12 protein-coding genes are annotated in these 18,271 nt (G+C 43.0%); 2 read left to right on the top strand and 10 right to left on the bottom strand.

Annotated elements, in window-relative coordinates; all coding sequences use genetic code 11:
- Nucleotides 1-30: 30 nt before the first annotated feature.
- The 4 genes from ACEYW6_RS00210 to hetZ form a co-directional block, all read right to left on the bottom strand.
- Nucleotides 31-396 (bottom strand): transposase, encoded by a 366-nt coding sequence (locus ACEYW6_RS00210; protein ID WP_412978179.1) that lies wholly within the window; start codon nt 394-396, stop codon nt 31-33.
- 154 nt (nt 397-550) lie between these two features.
- Nucleotides 551-2,863 carry a DUF3488 and DUF4129 domain-containing transglutaminase family protein gene (locus ACEYW6_RS00215; protein ID WP_412978430.1) on the bottom strand — a complete coding sequence of 771 codons (2,313 nt, stop codon included), beginning with the start codon at nt 2,861-2,863 and terminating at the stop codon, nt 551-553.
- A 952-nt stretch (nt 2,864-3,815) separates the two neighbouring features.
- A complete protein-coding gene (locus ACEYW6_RS00220) occupies nt 3,816-4,793 on the bottom strand; it encodes a PatU (protein ID WP_412978180.1) in 978 nt (325 codons plus the stop codon).
- A complete protein-coding gene (hetZ, locus tag ACEYW6_RS00225) occupies nt 4,786-5,991 on the bottom strand; it encodes a heterocyst differentiation protein HetZ (RefSeq protein WP_190896643.1) in 1,206 nt (401 codons plus the stop codon). Before hetZ ends, ACEYW6_RS00220 begins: the two co-directional genes overlap by 8 nt.
- A 204-nt stretch (nt 5,992-6,195) precedes the next feature.
- Here hetZ and ACEYW6_RS00230 point away from each other — a divergent pair, with 204 nt between their 5' ends.
- Entirely contained in the window at nt 6,196-6,669 is a 474-nt protein-coding gene (locus tag ACEYW6_RS00230; RefSeq protein ID WP_412978181.1) for a hypothetical protein, read from the top strand.
- Nucleotides 6,670-6,973: 304 nt separating this feature from the next.
- Here the strand turns inward: ACEYW6_RS00230 and sds are convergent, their stop codons facing one another.
- The 5 genes from sds to ACEYW6_RS00255 form a co-directional block, all read right to left on the bottom strand.
- Nucleotides 6,974-7,945, bottom strand: a complete 972-nt coding sequence (sds, locus tag ACEYW6_RS00235) for a solanesyl diphosphate synthase (RefSeq protein ID WP_190896647.1) — start codon at nt 7,943-7,945, stop codon at nt 6,974-6,976.
- 1,311 nt (nt 7,946-9,256) lie between these two features.
- Nucleotides 9,257-10,123, bottom strand: a complete 867-nt coding sequence (gene murI, locus ACEYW6_RS00240) for a glutamate racemase (protein WP_412978182.1) — start codon at nt 10,121-10,123, stop codon at nt 9,257-9,259.
- 129 nt (nt 10,124-10,252) lie between these two features.
- Nucleotides 10,253-12,175 (bottom strand): N-acetylmuramoyl-L-alanine amidase, encoded by a 1,923-nt coding sequence (locus ACEYW6_RS00245; protein ID WP_412978183.1) that lies wholly within the window; start codon nt 12,173-12,175, stop codon nt 10,253-10,255.
- 311 nt (nt 12,176-12,486) lie between these two features.
- Complete coding sequence (locus ACEYW6_RS00250; RefSeq protein WP_412978184.1) at nt 12,487-14,370, bottom strand: N-acetylmuramoyl-L-alanine amidase; 1,884 nt, start codon at nt 14,368-14,370, stop codon at nt 12,487-12,489.
- Nucleotides 14,371-14,952: 582 nt separating this feature from the next.
- Nucleotides 14,953-16,431, bottom strand: a complete 1,479-nt coding sequence (locus ACEYW6_RS00255) for a cation:proton antiporter (RefSeq protein ID WP_412978185.1) — start codon at nt 16,429-16,431, stop codon at nt 14,953-14,955.
- Nucleotides 16,432-16,892: 461 nt separating this feature from the next.
- On the opposite strand from ACEYW6_RS00255, the gene ACEYW6_RS00260 reads away from it, so the two are divergent.
- Entirely contained in the window at nt 16,893-17,633 is a 741-nt protein-coding gene (locus tag ACEYW6_RS00260) for an SIMPL domain-containing protein (RefSeq protein WP_412978186.1), read from the top strand.
- A 58-nt stretch (nt 17,634-17,691) separates the two neighbouring features.
- Here the strand turns inward: ACEYW6_RS00260 and ACEYW6_RS00265 are convergent, their stop codons facing one another.
- Complete coding sequence (locus ACEYW6_RS00265; RefSeq protein ID WP_100900435.1) at nt 17,692-18,054, bottom strand: single-stranded DNA-binding protein; 363 nt, start codon at nt 18,052-18,054, stop codon at nt 17,692-17,694.
- Nucleotides 18,055-18,271: the final 217 nt, after the last annotated feature.

Here is an 18,271-nt window from a genome sequence, read left to right on the forward strand (position 1 = left end):
TACATGAGTTTGGTTTATCTAAAAATATACTTATACTTTCATAACTTCTTGTAATAGCTCCTGCTCTTCAACCCTAGCTTTATGGATACGCTCAATCATGTAGCAAGCAGTATTCTTATTGACTCCGATTTCTTTGGCAAGCTGACGCACGCTAACACCCCCTGGTGAATTCAGGACAAGGTGAATTGCTAAAAACCACTTTTGTAATTCTACATGAGTCTTGTGAAAAAGTGTACCCACCGTAACACTGTATGAGGTAAAGCATTCGTTACAGTGATACCTGCGTTCATTCTTGTATGCAGTAGCGTTGGTTGATTCGCAATATGGGCATTTTGGCTTTCCACTCCAGCGAATTTGCTCAAGTATGGCAAGGCATTCTTCGTGATTTAGTGACATGGTTATTCTCAGAGTTCTGAGAATAACCATGTCAAAAATTACTCTTTAAATTTCTAGCAATATGTATCAAGCGTTAAGAAAACACCAAGGTAATCTTGCGATCGCATGAATTGAGGGTAACAAACACAGATCAGTTGATAACCTACAACTTGGGTTACTTATCAGTCTTACCAGCCTTTTTCAGTTCTTGCCATCTTTGTCGTAATCGCTTCAAGTTAGGAGCATGACCACCATAACGCCAACCAACATAGGCTTGGCTAATCTCATCTATAACCTCAGCAGTCGCTGGGGCATGATGCTGGTACGATCCTTTGGCATACTCTAAAGGTGTTTGTGCTGGATGCTTACCTAAACCTTTTTGGGTTGTCCATTGCAGCATTTGTTGATAAAGGCTCTCCATTGCTGGCAATTTCTTTAACCATCGGCGGTTGCGCCACTCTCGCCACTGGCCCCAACCCAGCCAACCGAAGAAAGCTGCTGTGGTTGTCAAAATTAAACCAGTTAATACACCAAACCATCCTTGAGAGAATAAAGCTAAAAACCAAGCGATCGCTCTAATCACCCACCTCAATATTGTCCCAAATACATTATTCAACAAACCTGTCACCGGAGAAGGTAGCCACCCAGCAACCCAATGCCACAACTGGCGTAATACACTAAAAGTCTGAGTATCTTCGATTGAAGGTGGTATCAGAGGATGATTGGGAATCGGGTCAAAGGCAAACCAGCCATATTTCGGAAAATATACTTCCGTCATCGCATAAGCGTCAGTATTACGGACAATATATAGCCCTGTAAATGGATTAAATTGTCCTGCACTAAACCCTGCTACCAACCGCGCTGGGATACCAATAGAACGTAGCATTACCGTGAGAACTGTTGAGAAGTGGTCTGGATAACCACCTTTATATTTGAATAAAAAAGCTTCTACTAAGTCATCTTTTTCTCCCAAATAAGGCAAATCTAAGGGATTTTGGGGAAAAGAGTAGTTTTGCTTGAGGTATTGAGCTAGGTAGAGAGTCTTTTCATAGGGTGAATCTAGGCTTTTAGAAGACTTTGCGACTCGTTCACGATTGTAGTTAGCGAGAATTTCTTCGGTGCGTTGCCGAACTTTTTCAGCAATTTCAGGAGGAATTTGCAGATAATGCTTTTTAATCTGTTGCGGATAATTACTAGAAGCTTGACCTAATAAAGTGCGATCGCGGTATGGTACTTCAGAAACTACTGTGTAGGTGAGTCCTTCTGATAATTCCACAGGCGATCGCAATCCATTTTCTGTATCAACCGCGATCATTGGTGTCGGAAAGTAAATCTCTTTGGGATAAGCCATCGCCGGAATTAGGTTAGGCAAATCCGCCACCACTGTATAAGTTTGCACTATCTCTTGAGTTTTACCAGTAATCAAAGGTGGGTTCAGGAAAATTTGGTAAGACCAAGGCGATCGCTTGATGGTCGTAACATTTTCATTACGGGAAACTTCCCATCCCTTACCTGTATAACGGTCAAATCCTAGTACTCGCCAAAAACCCTCAACTTGCGATCGCACCCGCATCACAATTTTAGGTTTCATCTCGCCCCTCAAGTTTTGGTTAATCTGGCTATTAAAACCGTAATAAAAGTTATTATCTACTTTACCTGGTTGACCAGTTTGGTTTTGTCCTGTACCACCGCTACCACTGCCTTGATTATTACCATTACCTTGGCGGACATAACCGGGATTGATGATACTACGTCCTGTGAAACTGCCTTTTACTTGAATAGCAGAACTTACAGGAAAATTCCGTAACTGATAGCCAGGGAATCTGGGTAAAACAGCAAAAATTGCCAGCCCCAGACTGACAATTAGCAAAAAAGTCAGAATTAAAAATTTAAAATTAAGAGTTGAGGAATTCTTCTGATTGAATTTTTCCTTTTGAGTTTTTAAGGGCTGCAAACCCAAGCGTGAGCGATAGTCTAATATTAAAGTTGGCAGAGCGATCGCTAAAAATAACAGCAACACAGGTGCAAATGCTAAAGTTTGACTTAGCGTTGCCGCCACACCCAATAAAATTAGTCCTATAACAATCGAATAACCCAAATTTTTCCGGCGGGGTGTATCAAAGCTGTGCAACACCTGGAGTTGAATTAATAACTCTGCTAAACTCAACCGCGTATCATTCAACTCCCCCACCAACCGCCCAAAGAAAGCACCCAGTGCTACTAACATTCCTATAGCGATACAAAACTTAACTGCAACATTGGCATCGCAGCGACGATAGTAACTCCAAATCGCACCTAATACACTCAAAGGTAACGCCCAAAAACTGAATGAAGTTTCAGCCGCTATATCCGTCGCCCCAATTCCCAAAATAACCAACGCTAGCACCAGCACCCGCAAGGAAATTGAATCTTCCACTTCTATCAAAGGCGACCCCTGCGGATTTTGCCGCCAGAAATTACCTACAGGGACACGCCAAAACCGATTCATCTTGGATAAGTTGAGCATTTCGAGTCTAAGTGTAGATGCCACGGAAACTATGCTGAGGACGAAACTGTTCGCCCTACTTTAAAGTATTCCCCTTAGAAGAAGCTTTCTTATCCTGCCTTTAAGCAACTATGAAGGTTTAGCGCGTATTTTACAAATTAAAACCCCTCGCTGGAGTTTGAAAACCCTGTTGTTATCCTTTCCTTATGCTTCCCTTCTCCTGGTGGACAAGGGAAGCAAAGGAACAGATGTAGCTTACTTTCCCTTAGAAGTAACGCGATACGCTTGGGTTAAGCATTTCTTTTTTCTCTCTGCGTTCTCTGCGCCTCTGCGGTAGCTGCTTCTCTACGTTCCCTGCGGGACACTTACGCGCAGCGTGTCGCAGACAGAAGCTCCGTGAATGCGTCAAAGTTAAATAAATTGACTTTGATAAAGAGTTTTAGCCTTAACCAAGTACATTGGTATATGAAGTTACCACGAACTGTAATACCAAGAGCAATACAGTTCAGATAAGAACAAAAAACTTATAGAGACGGCGATTTATTGCGTCTCAAAAACCCAAAATTTTTGCCAGTAGCCCTTAACTGAACCGTATTGATACCAAGAAAGAACATAGTTGTGTATAAAAAACAATGCCAGCGAATAAATTTTGTTTTGGAAAATTGGTGGCTTGGTAAAATAGAGGCGAGGCAAAATCAGCATAACACAAGAAACTAACTCGTTTCTCAGGCTTTGCTAGTAACCGAGTGTCCTGACGAGTACCCACAAAAAATCAGTTATGGGGTGGAGGGTAAGTCTACACCCACTGGTTAATTCCACGCCTTAAATTCCGCAAACGATACAAGTAAGCACCCTGTTGCTAGTAATGTCGATAAGACGACAAAGCCCCAAGGCAACAGCTAGAAAAGGTTACCTTAAGATATTCAGTATTACGTACTAGCGGTGGCAATTAAGGTTACACAGTGGGATTAATGACAAATAAGAGCGGCTGTTGGTCTATTTCTGGAAACTCAACTTCCAGGGTATAAGTTGGGTTAAGTTGCTCGCAGCCTAACTCTACACTTAAGTACTCCGAAGTCGAAGATGTTGCCATTGCTAAAGTGCCACTTCCCCGAAGTGTCAAAGTTCCTTTAACGGGTAAATCAGCCTGGACAAGTAACTTAGTAAGTTTACCTACAGACTGATACTCTACTCTGATATTTAAAGTACCGACACTGGTTAGCCATTCTCTTTCTACCACTGGACTAGTTGCTGAAAGTGGTAGAGTCAGATTTTCCAGCAGTTGTTTAGCTGCTAGCAACGACAAAGCCATCTGTTGACGCGGTTGTAAATCTGAGTAATCGCTCTGAATATTGGGAATTGTCTCCAGAGTATTTACAGACCGATAGGTACTTCTTAGTACCAATCCCGCGATATCGTTTAGTGCTTGAGACTCGTTGGGAAAAAAGTTTTCCACCACTTGAACTAATTTTGCTCCCAGCGGTACCGAAGATGTCACCATCGCCTGACATTTTTCCAGCAATTGCTGGAAAACTCTCTCCGGTAAGGGACGCGGCAGGTTCAGCTTTGACTGTTGTACCATCCACCCCCAGGCAGGAACGAGCGTCATCGACGGCTCATCAACAAAATCGGGATAGTCGATTAATTGTGTTTCCCAGGGAAACAAAGGTGGGTGGTCTTGGGCTTGGATTTGTAACCGACGCTTAAGGACGGCTTGAAAACGATCTTGCACAGTAGGAATTTCTCCCAATTGAAAGGTCTGGGGTGTTCCTCCCAATTTTGGCTCATTGCTTTTTGAAGCAGTGGCTTCATTGTGGAGGTTTTTTACCCCGTCATTTTGCTCACATTCTACAGATTGCTCGGTATTTTTGACATCATCTATCAATAACCAACCGAGACACTGAGATTGTAAGGATTCTGAGTCACTATTCATGAGTAGATGCACCTGATCCGGAAACTAATGAGTTACGAATTTCCCAAGCTTGCTCAAGAATCTTAAACCATCGTTTTTGAAGTTGTGCCATTGACAGCCCTAAAGTTTTTGCGATTTTTTCATCGGCTTGTCCTTGTTGCTTTAACTCTAATAAAGACCGTTGCTTATTGTCCAGCTGTGCTGTGTATACTTGCCATTGCTGGGGAGTTAAGCCCAAATTGGTGTGCAAAGAGGCTTCCAGCCACTCGTGAACTAATTCCCAACGGTGTAACAATGCAAACCGAATCAAATGATACTTGAAGCGCTGCTGTAAATAATCTCTCTGACGAGGGGTTAAACCTAAAATCGACTCAATTTCCTGCGCTGATAGATCCTGGAGGCGGAGGGAAAAGTAATCAGCACAGTCAGATTGTTGCCGTTGTTCGAGATAATTCATTAATTCTGTAACCACAACGGAACGCAAGGTATCTTCTTCAGGTTCAGGTTCGGCTTGCGTTGCCATTGTGGAGCGCAATTGATGCACTGCTGGTTCTTCCCAAGAACCATCGGCTTCACTATTGCTGCCTTCTGCGGCTTGTTCTATATCTACGCTGGTTTCTGGGGGCTGCTGTTGGGAAAAAGTTTGCGCCCGCAAGATAATTAGCTGCTGCTGACGGCCTGGTAAGGGAATGCGTCGCTTGCCGTAGCGCTCGGTAAATGCCATGTACTCGGACAATTCTAGAAGCGTCTGAGGGCGATAAGTAGCACCGAGTTGATTTTCTCGCCGGAAAGCGTTTAATGCTTCCAGATAAAAACTTTGTAAGAAATCTTCAATTATAGTCAGTCGCCCTTGATAACTCAATTGCTTCTGAGGCGGATTAATGTATCGATAAATAATTGCACTCAGAGTACTGTGTAATTCTACCCTGCCCCGATTTGAACCCAACTGATAGTACCTGAGACATTGCTGTAGCCGATGCCGAGCCAGGGTCATCGCCGAGCTTTCTACAGTTCCAGAAGCTTGGATACGTTTGCTTTCATGGCAAATCCGATATACTTCGGTGGTAATACGTGTTGCTACGTCGTGGCAATTCTGTTCCGAAGCTTTGGTTGATTGTTGAAACTCCCTGGACAGGAGTTGAAAGATCACCTCCACGCCTTTAGAATTTTCTCCCAGAATAGTTGCAGATGGAATAGTTGCGGTTGCGGCTGAATTCATAGTCTCGGTTTTCAAAAGACCCTAAGTATTTAAATACAACCTGTACGACTGTGGGTATTGGCTTTTTCAGTTTTACGTATAAGCTAAACGCAGACCAATCCTACATTGAGAATGTGGCTGATTTTATTATTCCCAACTTCGATGGGATTGTTCACACTTTGATAGATGTTATTGCCATTACCCAGGAGCCGTATACAAGTCATTATGGATTTAGAAGCACAAATTCAATTGCTGATTGACAATGCACCCCGCGATGGTATAACACCACATCTGATTGCAGCAATTGCTCCTGCCCTTAGAGCGATCGCTCAAAAATTACGTTACTCCCAGTACTATATTCTCCAAAATTCGGAGTCAAGCTGGGTTTTAACTACATTGAGCAATCGTGCTAATCCAGGATTGGAAAAGCGTGTGATTTACGCTTTCCCTACCATACAGGATGTCTCTCTAATTTCCCCTGCTGGGCTTGACCCTCAAATGCTAGCTAAAATTATTCCTGTCACCCATATTTTGTTCCAATTGGTGGCATTGGAACCCGTAGATAGCATCATTTTTTTGGAAACGCCGGGTCAGACCACTCATACCGTTGAAATTCGGCGAACTGATCTGGAAAAACTTATGCAGCAACAGTTGCGACAACAGCGATCGTCTAAACAGATACCCCCTGATATTGCATAGAAAAATTTTGGATGTGGGATTTTTTAGATACAATCCCACATCCAAAATTTTAAATCTCAAATTTGTTTGAAAAAGTTTTTGATAAAGAGAAATTAATGCCGATCACTAAGCTTTTAGTTCTTTAAAGAACTAAGCGATCGGCTTAATTTTCCGCTTAATCTAAAATTAGTTAACAAACAGTTATCTGTGAACATTTTTCAAATTTTAGCTTACCATTAAGCCAATTTTTCCCACCTAAGAACAGGTAGAAGGTTTCGCTTGGGGTCTAAAGCCCCATTTTGTACCTGTATAACTGGTAAGTGATTTAATATAGGCGACTCAGTGTGTACTCAGCTATGTTAATCAATGCCTGGTGGGATTCTGAGGGTGGGAGAACTGCAAGATGTTCAATTGCTAACTTAGCGTGGTGAGCAGCTAACTCTCGTGCCTGCTGTATACCTTGACTATCTTGAATTAGTTCCAGTGCTTGCTCTAAATCCCCTTCTTGAGCAAACTCTCGGTCAATCAGCACTTCCAAGGATGGTTTTTCTGCTAAAGCAAATAAAACGGGTGCAGTCAGATTACCACTTTTAAGATCCGACCCCACTGGTTTACCCAAGGTATCTGTTGTACTGGTGAAATCTAGAATATCGTCAACAATTTGAAATGCTATACCAAAATGACGACCGTAGCTATACATGTGCTCAACAGTTTCACGGGAGACTTCACTGAGCAACCCAGCAGCTTTAGAACTGTTGGCTATTAATGAAGCCGTTTTGTAATAACTCTTTTGGAGGTAAGTTTCAATAGAGATGCCAGCATCAAAACGATTCAGCCCCTGCTGGATCTCTCCAGTAGCCAGATCCATAATGACTTCTGAGAGCAGTTTCACCACCTCCAAGTTGTCCAAGTTTGCTAAATACCAGGACGATTGGGCAAAAAGAAAATCTCCTGCTAATATGGCAATGCGATTACCGAACAAACTATGAACGGTAGGAACGCCTCGCCGCACGTCTGATTCATCTACCACATCGTCATGTACCAAGCTTGCTGTATGAATCATTTCTGTAATCTCAGCTAGGCGGCGATGACGGGGTGTAATGTCTTGATCTAACATTGTTGCCCGCGATATTAGCAGGACAATTGCTGGTCTGATACGCTTTCCCCCAGCTCCGAATAAATGTTCGGCTGCTGCAAACAGAATGGGGTGGCGGTTTCCAACTAGCTGTTTTAGGTTATCTGCTAGTAGTCGCAGGTCTGCTTCCACAGGGGTAAACAGGGAGGTGGCTGGGGTCATGGATGGGCGGACTCTGACTTAGGTTACGAAAGTTTACATATCCTACACTCATTTTAAGATAACCCTGTGCCAGCGCAAAGTTTTCATCAGGTAATCCCATTTTCATGAGTTTATCGGTGATAAGTAAGGTTAATTGTGAGTTTGTCAATAAGCAATTACGCTTAATTTTTGGTAACTCAGGTTTTAATCTAACTTAAAACATGAATCCTCAGTATATGAAAATAAATATCAGCTTAAATTATATTAAGTAGTTTCCTAGTACACATTTATCGCTAAAATTCAAAGTACAGTTTGAGTAATATTGCTTATTGACAAAATAGATGCTATTTAAATATCTACCAATTAGGTAAGACTAAATTTCTTCAGGACTGAAGTGTAGCTATTCAAAAAAATTTAAATTTAGTAGTCGAATGGGCTTCAAATTCAGGGTTGTTGTGTTACGCTAAAATATAGGAATTATAAATTTTTCAGATATTCACACCCCAAAAGTAAGTCACTTGCTAAGTGGTTTTACTGTATCAGTGGTGTGAGTCTAAAATAATTAGTCGTAGCTTAGATTAAAGGAATTATTCCTTTGATTTTTCCTACGATATGCAAAACTCCTGGTTTGGAGCTATGCAATACCCATATGGGAGCCGCTACACGTCTTCAGTGCACGTTGAGCGCAAGCATTGCTCTTTTCACAGCAGTGTGAGCAATAATAACGCAGATCAAGTAGACCGCTGAGAATCGTAGTTTTAGATTGCTAAACGGCAATCTAACTGCTGTGGGATCTATGGTCTGCAAGAAGTCGCATCAAACAATAAATTCTTTGTCCGTAGAGAATTTAATCTCTATAGGTAATTTTACCATAGGAAACTACAGCGATCAAGGATGCACTTGGTTGGCTGAGGTTCTACTAATTTTATGGAATTTTGTATTCGTTTGAAAAGCTGCTAGTAGAACAATGATTTACGGAAGTATACCTATGATGATTTTTATTTTAGCGTCTGGATATTTGTTCACGGTCTACCTGTTATTAGCGCTGGCAAAGCGAACGGGTACAAAGAATGTTCCTACAATTTTCCCTTCATCTGCCGAAGGAAAACACAAGCAAGAGATATCAGTAAGGGCAAAAGTGACTGAAGCAGTTAATAGTCAATAGTCATTTGTCCTTCATTCTTCGTCATTTATCATTTGTTTTGATTAAAGGACTAAGAACTAACACCGATTACCTGTGAGGTCGCATAAAACAAGGGGCTTAAGCCCCTTGTCTCACTAAGCCTAATTTTGTACAGTTTCACAAAGAATTGGTATAAGGACAAATTAGTTTTATTGGAGTTGGGAAATAGCGGTATCGGTGAAGCAAACCTCTTCAACCATTGGGGTATAGCCTAGCCATTGCACTCCTGACTGAGAAAACTGTTGCGGACACCCGCTGACGGCGAAGCGAGTTGGCAGTGGTAGGTGGGTATTTTTTAAGCTTAATAAGTCTAGCTCTTGGGCACAAGCTGCCACAACATGAACAGCTGGATCAACTAGTTGGACTTGAGAGGGGAGGAGCGATCGCAATACTGGTGTAAGGTGGGGATAATGGGTACAGCCATGAACTAAAGTGTCAATTTCCTGTTCTAGTAAAGGCTCTAGATAGGCTCGTGCGACTTCAGCAGTATAGGGGTCGTGAATGCGGTTTTGTTCGATTAGTGGCACAAACTCTGGGCATCCAACTTGCCAGACTTGGACATCAGGAGCAATTTCGAGTATGGCGTGCTTATAAGCATTACTCTTAGCCGTAGCTGGAGTAGCAATTACACCAATCCGCTTTCCTTGCTGCACCGCAGCTTTTGCACCTGGTAGAATTACTCCCAAAATAGGTATGTTGAATTCCTGACGCACGGTTTCTAGGGCTAGGGCAGAACTGGTGTTGCAAGCCATAATTACCATTTTTACCCGCTGCTGTTGTAGCCAAGTAAGAATTTCACGCGTAAATTGTAAAATTTCTGCTTGTGAACGAATTCCGTAAGGAAGTCGAGCTGTATCCCCAAAGTAAATAATTGATTCATTGGGGAGTTGCCGATATAGTTGTCGCAGTACCGTCAGTCCACCCACACCACTGTCAAAAATACCTATTGGGGCACGTTGGGGTTCTTGAGCAGAAAAATCATCAAGATTAGCTTCAAAGATAGAAGATGAATACACAGGCAGATATTAATTTAGGTTTTGGGATTTAAAATACAGAATTTAGCAGACAATTTGCTAATTGACCACTAAATTCTGGATGCCAAAGGAGTCTAAATACCACCTTTTTAATTAGTAATTTGTACTATATTAGCGCTGTAAGTATTTTAGAATGCCACGAGCGATCGCTTCTGCCATACGATTTTGATACTCTGGTGTTCCCAATCTGGGATTATCCTCGTAACCACTCATATAGCCTGTTTCCACTAAAATCGAGGGCATAGAGCTTTTTCTGAGAACATAGAATCTAGCTTTGCGGGTTCCCCGGTCTTTAATGGTGGGGATGTCTTGGAGAATGGAATTGCGAACTACTTCAGCCAAAGCATAACCACTTTCGTAATAATACACTTCTAACCCATTCACATCAGGACGACGATCAACCGAATTAGCGTGAATACTGACAAACAAAGTCGCATTAACTCGCTCGGCGATGTCTACCCGTCCCTGAAGTTCTACGAAAAAGTCAGCATCCCGTGTTAGCACTGCTTGTACACCATTTTGCTCTAAAATGGCTGCTACCCTTTTACCAATAGGCAGGATTACATCCTTTTCTAACAGTCCGCCCAGACCAGGAGCACCGGAGTCTTTTCCACCATGGCCTGGGTCAATCACAACTAGTAATTTCCCTTTGGGAACCGACGGGCGCGGCTGTGGTTGGGAGATAGGACGGGGATTATCTATGGAGTTTGGGAATTGACCTTGGTTTAATGATGGCAGAGGAGGTAAAGCAATAGGGGGTGTGACACTAGCAGAGCGTTGTAATTGTAAAGCCAAAAGCTGGTCACCAAGCTGGTTGAGTTCCCCAATTTGTACTCCAGCTGCTGGTTGAACCAAGACAGTGACAGTATTGGACTGTTGTGGTTGCAGGCGGACTCGCAGGATAGGGCTATTAGCATTAAAAGTCGGGCCTGTAACTTTGGGAGCTAACTGAGCATTGTTAATGGAAATGCGGTACAGACCAGAAGTTCTATCCCAGCCTCCTATAGCAGATAAAGCTTGGTCGGATCTAATCAATAGTTGTGTACCGTTATTAGCCAGTTCCACAGACTGAATGGTAGCAGGTGAGGTGTTTGTAGATGGTATAGGGCGTGGACTATTACCTCCAGGAAATTGGGCAATGCCACGACTGGGCAAAACCACAAAACCACCAACACTGCTAGTAGTTGCTCGCCAATTTTGACTATTTTCGTCCACCTGTAAAGTCATGCGAACAACAGATGGGCTTGTTTGCAGTTGGCTGAACTGAATGCGGCTGACACCATAGCGATTAATGGACAAATCGCGCTGTTCTAGGCTTGGTGATAAAGTAGCGTCAGCAATATCGATGTTAATTGCCCTTTGATCGTTGCTACGATTTACCTGAATCTGAGGATTACCACCATTGGTGCGGATGAAAAAACCATCGCCTGTGACTTGTAAGTTATCAATTTGAGTAACCCTGGCGGCAACCATTCCATTTTTAGGTGGATTGACAGGACTTGTTGTCACCACGTTGTAAATATTTCTTGGCGAGAAGACTGGTGGAGATGTTCTCGGTGAAGTTTCTGTTGCTATAGCTTGCTCTTGTTGCCCACCAGTATTTGTTGAGGGTACATTTTCAGCTTCTGGCGTAGGTAATTGCACCATCCAGCGTTCACGAAGTGTCCCCGCAGGGGATTCGCCAGTTCTGCCAACAAATTGTACTCTCTTAGGGTCAAACGTATAACCAGGAGTTAGTTCAACGACTATGCGGGTTGTTTGTTCGTCAAACTGTCCAACACGGATAGCGCGAATTGCACCGCCCACCTGTTGGGTTAGCTGCGGACGCTCAAATGTGGTTCCTGGCAAATCTATTACCAAACGAGTGGGGTTAAAAATTAATTGTGCTTGGGGTTGAACATTCCCTAAAGTATTAATTTCCAGCCTGTTTTGATTGGCATCAAAACGCCAAGATTCCAGTTTCGCGGCCATTGCCGGCGACGATAACATGAAGATAGTCCCAATAGTACTGGATAGTAACCAGCGTAATTTCACAGTCTTTTCTCCTAATTCACATTCATGGGAGCCGTTAATATCTCAACATATTGGCAAATCCTCACACCGTCACCGCGCACACTTGAGTTTTGCGCTGTTATTAAGACACAGCTAATGGCGTAAAATATAGCACGCTCCTCTGATTTTGCCATGCCATTAGCTTAGATAAGTTTGACTTGCAAAGCATCAGATGACAATAACAAAGAAGCTACTCCTGTCCCGCAGCAAGAATACTTAAATTGTTTTACTACTAAATTGGATAAAAATGGTAAAAATTAGATGTATTTACTCAATAATTTAGACTAAATTACTTATCTTCTCTTTAGATACTGAAGGATGCCACGAGCGATCGCATCTGCCATTTGATTTTGGTAAGCGGAGCTTCTGAGTTTAGCGTTATCATCTCGACCGGTCAAATAACCTGTTTCTACGAGAATCGAAGGCATAGAACTTTTTCTGAGAACAAAAAATCTGGCTCGCCGCACTCCCCTATCTCTGACATTTACATTTTGGAGAATACTGTTATGGACAGTGCGAGCTAGACCCAAACCACTATCGTAATAATATGTTTCTAAGCCACTGACATCAGAACGGCCTGGGCCAACTGCATTAGCGTGAATACTAACAAAGACATCAGCATTCGCCCGCTCTGCTAATTGCACGCGTCCCGGAAGAGTAACGAAATAGTCAGAATCCCGCGTCATAACTACTTGTACGCCATTTTGCTGCAAGACCTGAGCTATTCTTTTGCTAATAGGCAGTATTACATCCTTTTCTCGTAAGCCTCCCAGACCTACTGCTCCAGGGTCTTTACCGCCATGTCCGGGGTCAATGAGAACCACCACTCGCCCATTGGTAACTCGGCGCTGTGGTTGTGTTGGAGGCTGGGGATTGGGATTGTTTGGGTCTGGGAATGGACCCCGGTTTGGTGGTGGTAGCGGAGGTAAAGCAAAGGGGGGTCTGCCGGGGGGGATTGCAACAATTCGACGAGAGCCTTGTATTGGTAAAGCCAAAAGCTGGTCGCCGATTTGCTGGGGTTGCCCAAGTTGCACTCCGGCTGCTGGTTGAACTAAAACAACGACTGTATTAGGTTCTTGGGGTTGAAGACGTACCCGGAGAATGGGGCTATTGGGAGCAAAAGTAGGACCTGTAACTCTGGGAGCTAACTTTGCATTGGTAATTGTGACGCGGAACAGACCTGATGATCTATCCCAACTTCCTGTGGCAGATAAAGTTTGGTCTCCTCTAATTAGCAGTTGTGTGCCATTGTCAGCCAGTTGCACAGACTCAATTGTAGCTGGCGAGTTCGCAGATGCTCTGCTGGGAAGGGAAACAGGTTCTGACTGATTGTCAAAATTATTACTTCCAGGCAATCTGACAACGCGACTGGGCAGAACTACCAAACCACCACCGTTACTATTAGTTGCTCGCCAGTCTGGGCTATTTTTATCTACCCGTAAAGTCAAGCGGACACCAGGAGGTTGGGTTTGTAATCGGGTGAATTCGACGCGGCTAATACCATGTTTGTTAACAGGTATATTATTCGCAAGACGTGGTGATAAAGATGCGCTAGAGATATCCATGAAGATGGTAGCGCGATCGCGGCTGCGAATTACCTGAATCGGAGGATTGCTACCACTAGTGCGGATGAACAACCCATCGCCTGTTACTTGTAAGCTCTCAATTTGAGTCGCCCCTCGTGTAGTAGTGGCAACCCTTGAAATACTAGGTTGCGGCTCAGAGTCTGGGGTAACAACAGTGTAAGCACTTCTGGGAGATGAGGTGGGAGGTGAGGCTACTCTATCAACTTCTGGTCTAGGTAATTGCACCGTCCAGCGATCGCCAGTTGTACCAACAAATTTCACTCGTTTGGGGTCTAAACTATAACCAGGTGTCAGTTCTACAACTATACGTGTTGTTTCTGTATCAAACTGCCCAACACGGATCGAGCGAATTCCACCGCCCACCTGTTGGGTTATTTGTGGACGCCCGAACGTGGTTCCTGGTAAATCAATCACCAGCCGAGTCGGGTTAAAAATTAGTTGTGCCTGGGGTTGAACATTCCCTAATGTATTAATTTCCAGCCTGTTTTGATTGGCATCAAAGCGCCAAGATTCTAGTCTCGCGGCCATTGCAGGCGACGATAGCATGAAGATAGTTCCAATAGTGCTGGGTAGTAGCCAGTGTAATTTCACAGTCCTTTCTCCTAATTCACGTTCATGGGAGCCGTCAATATCTCAACTCATTGGTAAATCATCACACTGTCGCCACATAAACTTAAACTTTGATGCCTTTTGTGATTTTTTAAGTTGGTATAAATCAGTTATCAGGTTTCATATTGGGATTAAATCTCCATGTGAAATCTTCCACCTTTAGAGGTAGGAACTCTTACTCATAAGGAAGCTAGAAAACTAATAACTGATAACCGTTCACTGATAACTGTTTTTTGTTTTTTGCCATCAATGCACTAAATAAATAATTCCCATTACTGTCAGATGATCTAGCAAGATTTATGGGTGTTACTCCCCAATTATCTAGAAAATATTCAGATAAAGGCCCACAAGCCAAGGGAGACTGGAAATAAGTAACATTCCGAATGCTGGTAGAAATTATAAACAAACGATTATTCTACAATCACACGGGACGGAAATTTGGGGAGAGAAGTTTCCACTGCACAATCGTCAAATCTTCAAAGCTTAGTGATAGTACTTAGTTCAGAGTCCTGAGTTCTGAGCGAAAATTACTCAGAACTCAGTAATAGTTACCCAAGACTTTGATTAGCGATCGCTAGATTCTGGGGTCACTTCTAAATTGCCACTGTCATTTGATGCTGGTACCCTCAACTGAGGTGGTTCAATTACCAACGAAGTTCCAGAGGAACCATCTAAAACCAATTGCTCTGAGCCTGCATCCACAGTTTTTGGGTCTGGAAATACAAATCGTAACAAAGGAGGAGCTAAAAAGGTTGTCAAGATAACCATCATGATGATTGCTGCCCCTAGTGGTTTTGAGAGAGCACCACTAGCAGCGCCGACACCAGCAAACACTAATCCAACTTCCCCTCTGGGAATCATCCCCACACCAATCGCTAAACGGTTGATTCCCGGTTGACCAAACACGCTTAAGCCTGTGATTACTTTACCGAGAATGGCTACTATGATCAGGAAAGTTGCCATAATTAGACCTTCTCGATTGTCGGGAATTGCTGGGTTTAAAACTCCCAAATCGGTTTTTGCCCCAACAGTCACAAAGAAAATTGGCACTAACATATCGGCAATGGGACAGACTTGCCTTTGCAGTTCTTTACGCTTATCTGTCTCTTCCAAGACTAAACCCGCCGCAAAAGCTCCCAGAATTGCTTCTAAGTGGATGACGGCAGCAAGGTATGCCATAGCAAAAGCGAAGATGAATGCTGGTATTACCAGTCCACCGCGTGTTTTGAGTTGATCCGCGATCGCCACAAAGGACTTATTGAAAACATTGCCTAGTAAGATTGCTCCCAAAATAAAACCAGTGGCGCTGATAATCAAATAAATGACTTTGCTTACATCCACCACGCCATCTTTAGCTAGACTAGCAACTACCGCTAAAACGATGATTCCTAATACATCGTCAATTACGGCAGCACCCAAAATAATCTGCCCTTCTTTAGAATTGAGTCGCCCCAACTCTGACAGCACCTTGGAAGTAATCCCAATACTAGTGGCAGTCAAAGCCGCCCCTGCAAAAATTGCGGGTACAGCACCAATTCCAAATAAAGTCATTAGTCCCACAGTACCAGCGGCAAAGGGTACTACTACCCCGACTATTGCGACAACTGTGGCTTGAATACCAACTGCCATTAAATCTTTTAAGTTCGACTCCAAGCCGATTTCAAACAGCAGGATGATCACACCCAATTCTGCCAAAACAGAAACTACCTCAGACTGGGCTGCAAACACAGCTGGTGTAGCTTCAGGAGTTAAACCAGCAGTGATTTGAAGGAAGGACATGATCAAAGAGTTAGAACTGTCTGTGCTGCCTTCGGGAAACACTAAAAGGTGGAAAACAGAGATACCTACTACTACACCACCGACTAGTTCGCCTAAGACAGGCGGTAAACCTACTTGGTTTGATAACTCTCCACCAACTTTGCTGGCGAGATAAATGACTACTAAGCTTAGTAGCACTGCTGCTACTACCATTGAACTGTCTACGGCTTCTGTTGCAGTAGCCAGCAGAGGAAAAGAGAAGTTGATTGGATCTAACAAATGCATGGGTTCTGTGAAAATCCTTCTCTTTGATTTTGACGCGTTTCTGAAAAACGTCTATCTATGGAGACGCTATTGGCAGCTTAGTCAAAATAATTTGTACCATTTGTCAACTCAATCAAGCGCTGCCAGAAAACTTCCCAAACCGGGACTACAGACAGTCTAGGAAGCCTAGAAATTCAAATTCTGTGAATTATATTGTCCTGTTTGATTTGAACTCGTGTGATGGATTGGTGTATTCTTCGTAATCTCCAAAAAGGTTAGTGGAATTTTTTTAGTTTCAAAAAATGTAACCATTTCAGCTTTTGACTATGGCAGTGTCAAAGTAAGAACATACAAATCGTATCTAGCGATCGCACTTGAGTTGTGAAAAACTTGTGGTAGCTGTTGGCTCTCAACAGCCACCAGAAAATTGCTACATACGTTTATTAAAAACATCTGTGGATACTTTGAGGAGTGCAAATTTTATGACTAGAGCCGCTTTAACAGGTTCTCAGTTTCCCAATGGAAATATGTGGAAAATACTGCCTTTGGCAATGCTTTTATGTGTAAATTTTACACTACCTGCATTGGCACAAGAAAAAGAGAAATTGTGGCGAACCCTTAGTGTCAGTGGTCGCGGAGTAGAAACAATTCCTACAACCCTGGCGCAAGTCATTTTAGGAGTGGAGATTCAGGGAAAAACAGCACAGGAGGTACAGCAAGAAGCCGCCCGGAGGTCATCGGCTGTAGTTGCGTTCCTCAAGAGCCAAAATGTCGAAAAATTACAAACTACTGGTATTCGACTTAATCCAGTTTACAGCTACACCAATAATGTGCAGAGAATTACAGGCTATGCGGCCAATAACACCGTGAGTTTTAGCATTCCTACTGAGAAAGCTGGTACATTATTGGATGATGCAGTGAAAGCGGGTGCAACACAAATTAATGGTATTAGTTTTGTTGCGAATGATGAAGCGATCGCAAGGGCGCAAAAACAAGCATTAAAAGAAGCTACTCAAGACGCCCAGCAGCAAGCTGATGCTGTTTTCAGTGCCTTGGGTTTCAAACCCAAAGAAGTGGTGAGCATTCAAGTTAATAATGCAACTCCACCCCCACCACCCATGTTTTTAAGGGCTGAGGCTGCAAAGGTAGCTGATGCTTCCACCCCTGTTGTTGGTGGTGAACAAGAAGTAGAAGCATCGGTGACGTTGCAAATTAGTTATTAGTCATTAGTTATTAGTCATTGGTCATTAGCATTACTAAGAACTAATGACCAATGACCAATTAAAAATGTTCTGAAGACATATCTCCAGTACCGCCTTCTCCATCGCGCTTAGAGCCTAATAAATCTAGTTGGTCTACTCTAATAATAGGTGTAGAACGGTTTGCTCCTGTTTGGCGATCGCTCCATGTGTCAAACTTCAAGGAACCTTTTATGCCAATTAGGCTTCCCTTACGCACATAATTACCTGCTACCTCAGCCGTCTTATCCCATAATTCCAGAGTGAACCAGTCAGGTTCATCGCTGTTGCGCGATCGTCTTTTCACCGCTAGTGTCAATCTACACTTAACGCTACCAGATTCAAAATATTTTATATCAGGGTCGCTGCCTACACGACCAACAAGGGTGACAATATTGATACTCATATGCGTTACCCCTTAGTACATGCGTACTTAGTAATTTAGACTTTCATCATAGCGAATTGTGAAACACTTGAAAATAATGTGTTAAACAGTTAACAATATAGTGGACTTGAAAATTTATACATACTACTTGGAGAAACACATAAAAGTATACGGATATACTAAGCTAACCAGAGAATATCAAAAAATAGAGGCCTGAGACATAGTAAATATTCCTGGG

This window comes from Nostoc sp. UIC 10607 (genome assembly GCF_047228265.1).
Lineage (GTDB): Bacteria > Cyanobacteriota > Cyanobacteriia > Cyanobacteriales > Nostocaceae > Nostoc > Nostoc foliaceum_A.

Excerpts from the sequence above, each read along its gene's own strand:
- ACEYW6_RS00210 (WP_412978179.1), bottom strand. The coding sequence starts at position 396 with ATGTCACTAAATCACGAAGAATGCCTTGCCATACTTGAGCAAATTCGC.
- ACEYW6_RS00215 (WP_412978430.1), bottom strand. The coding sequence starts at position 2,863 with ATGAATCGGTTTTGGCGTGTCCCTGTAGGTAATTTCTGGCGGCAAAAT.
- ACEYW6_RS00220 (WP_412978180.1), bottom strand. The coding sequence starts at position 4,793 with ATGAATAGTGACTCAGAATCCTTACAATCTCAGTGTCTCGGTTGGTTA.
- hetZ (WP_190896643.1), bottom strand. The coding sequence starts at position 5,991 with ATGAATTCAGCCGCAACCGCAACTATTCCATCTGCAACTATTCTGGGA.
- ACEYW6_RS00230 (WP_412978181.1), top strand. The coding sequence starts at position 6,196 with ATGGATTTAGAAGCACAAATTCAATTGCTGATTGACAATGCACCCCGC.
- sds (WP_190896647.1), bottom strand. The coding sequence starts at position 7,945 with ATGACCCCAGCCACCTCCCTGTTTACCCCTGTGGAAGCAGACCTGCGA.
- ACEYW6_RS00255 (WP_412978185.1), bottom strand. The coding sequence starts at position 16,431 with ATGCATTTGTTAGATCCAATCAACTTCTCTTTTCCTCTGCTGGCTACT.
- ACEYW6_RS00260 (WP_412978186.1), top strand. The coding sequence starts at position 16,893 with ATGACTAGAGCCGCTTTAACAGGTTCTCAGTTTCCCAATGGAAATATG.
- ACEYW6_RS00265 (WP_100900435.1), bottom strand. The coding sequence starts at position 18,054 with ATGAGTATCAATATTGTCACCCTTGTTGGTCGTGTAGGCAGCGACCCT.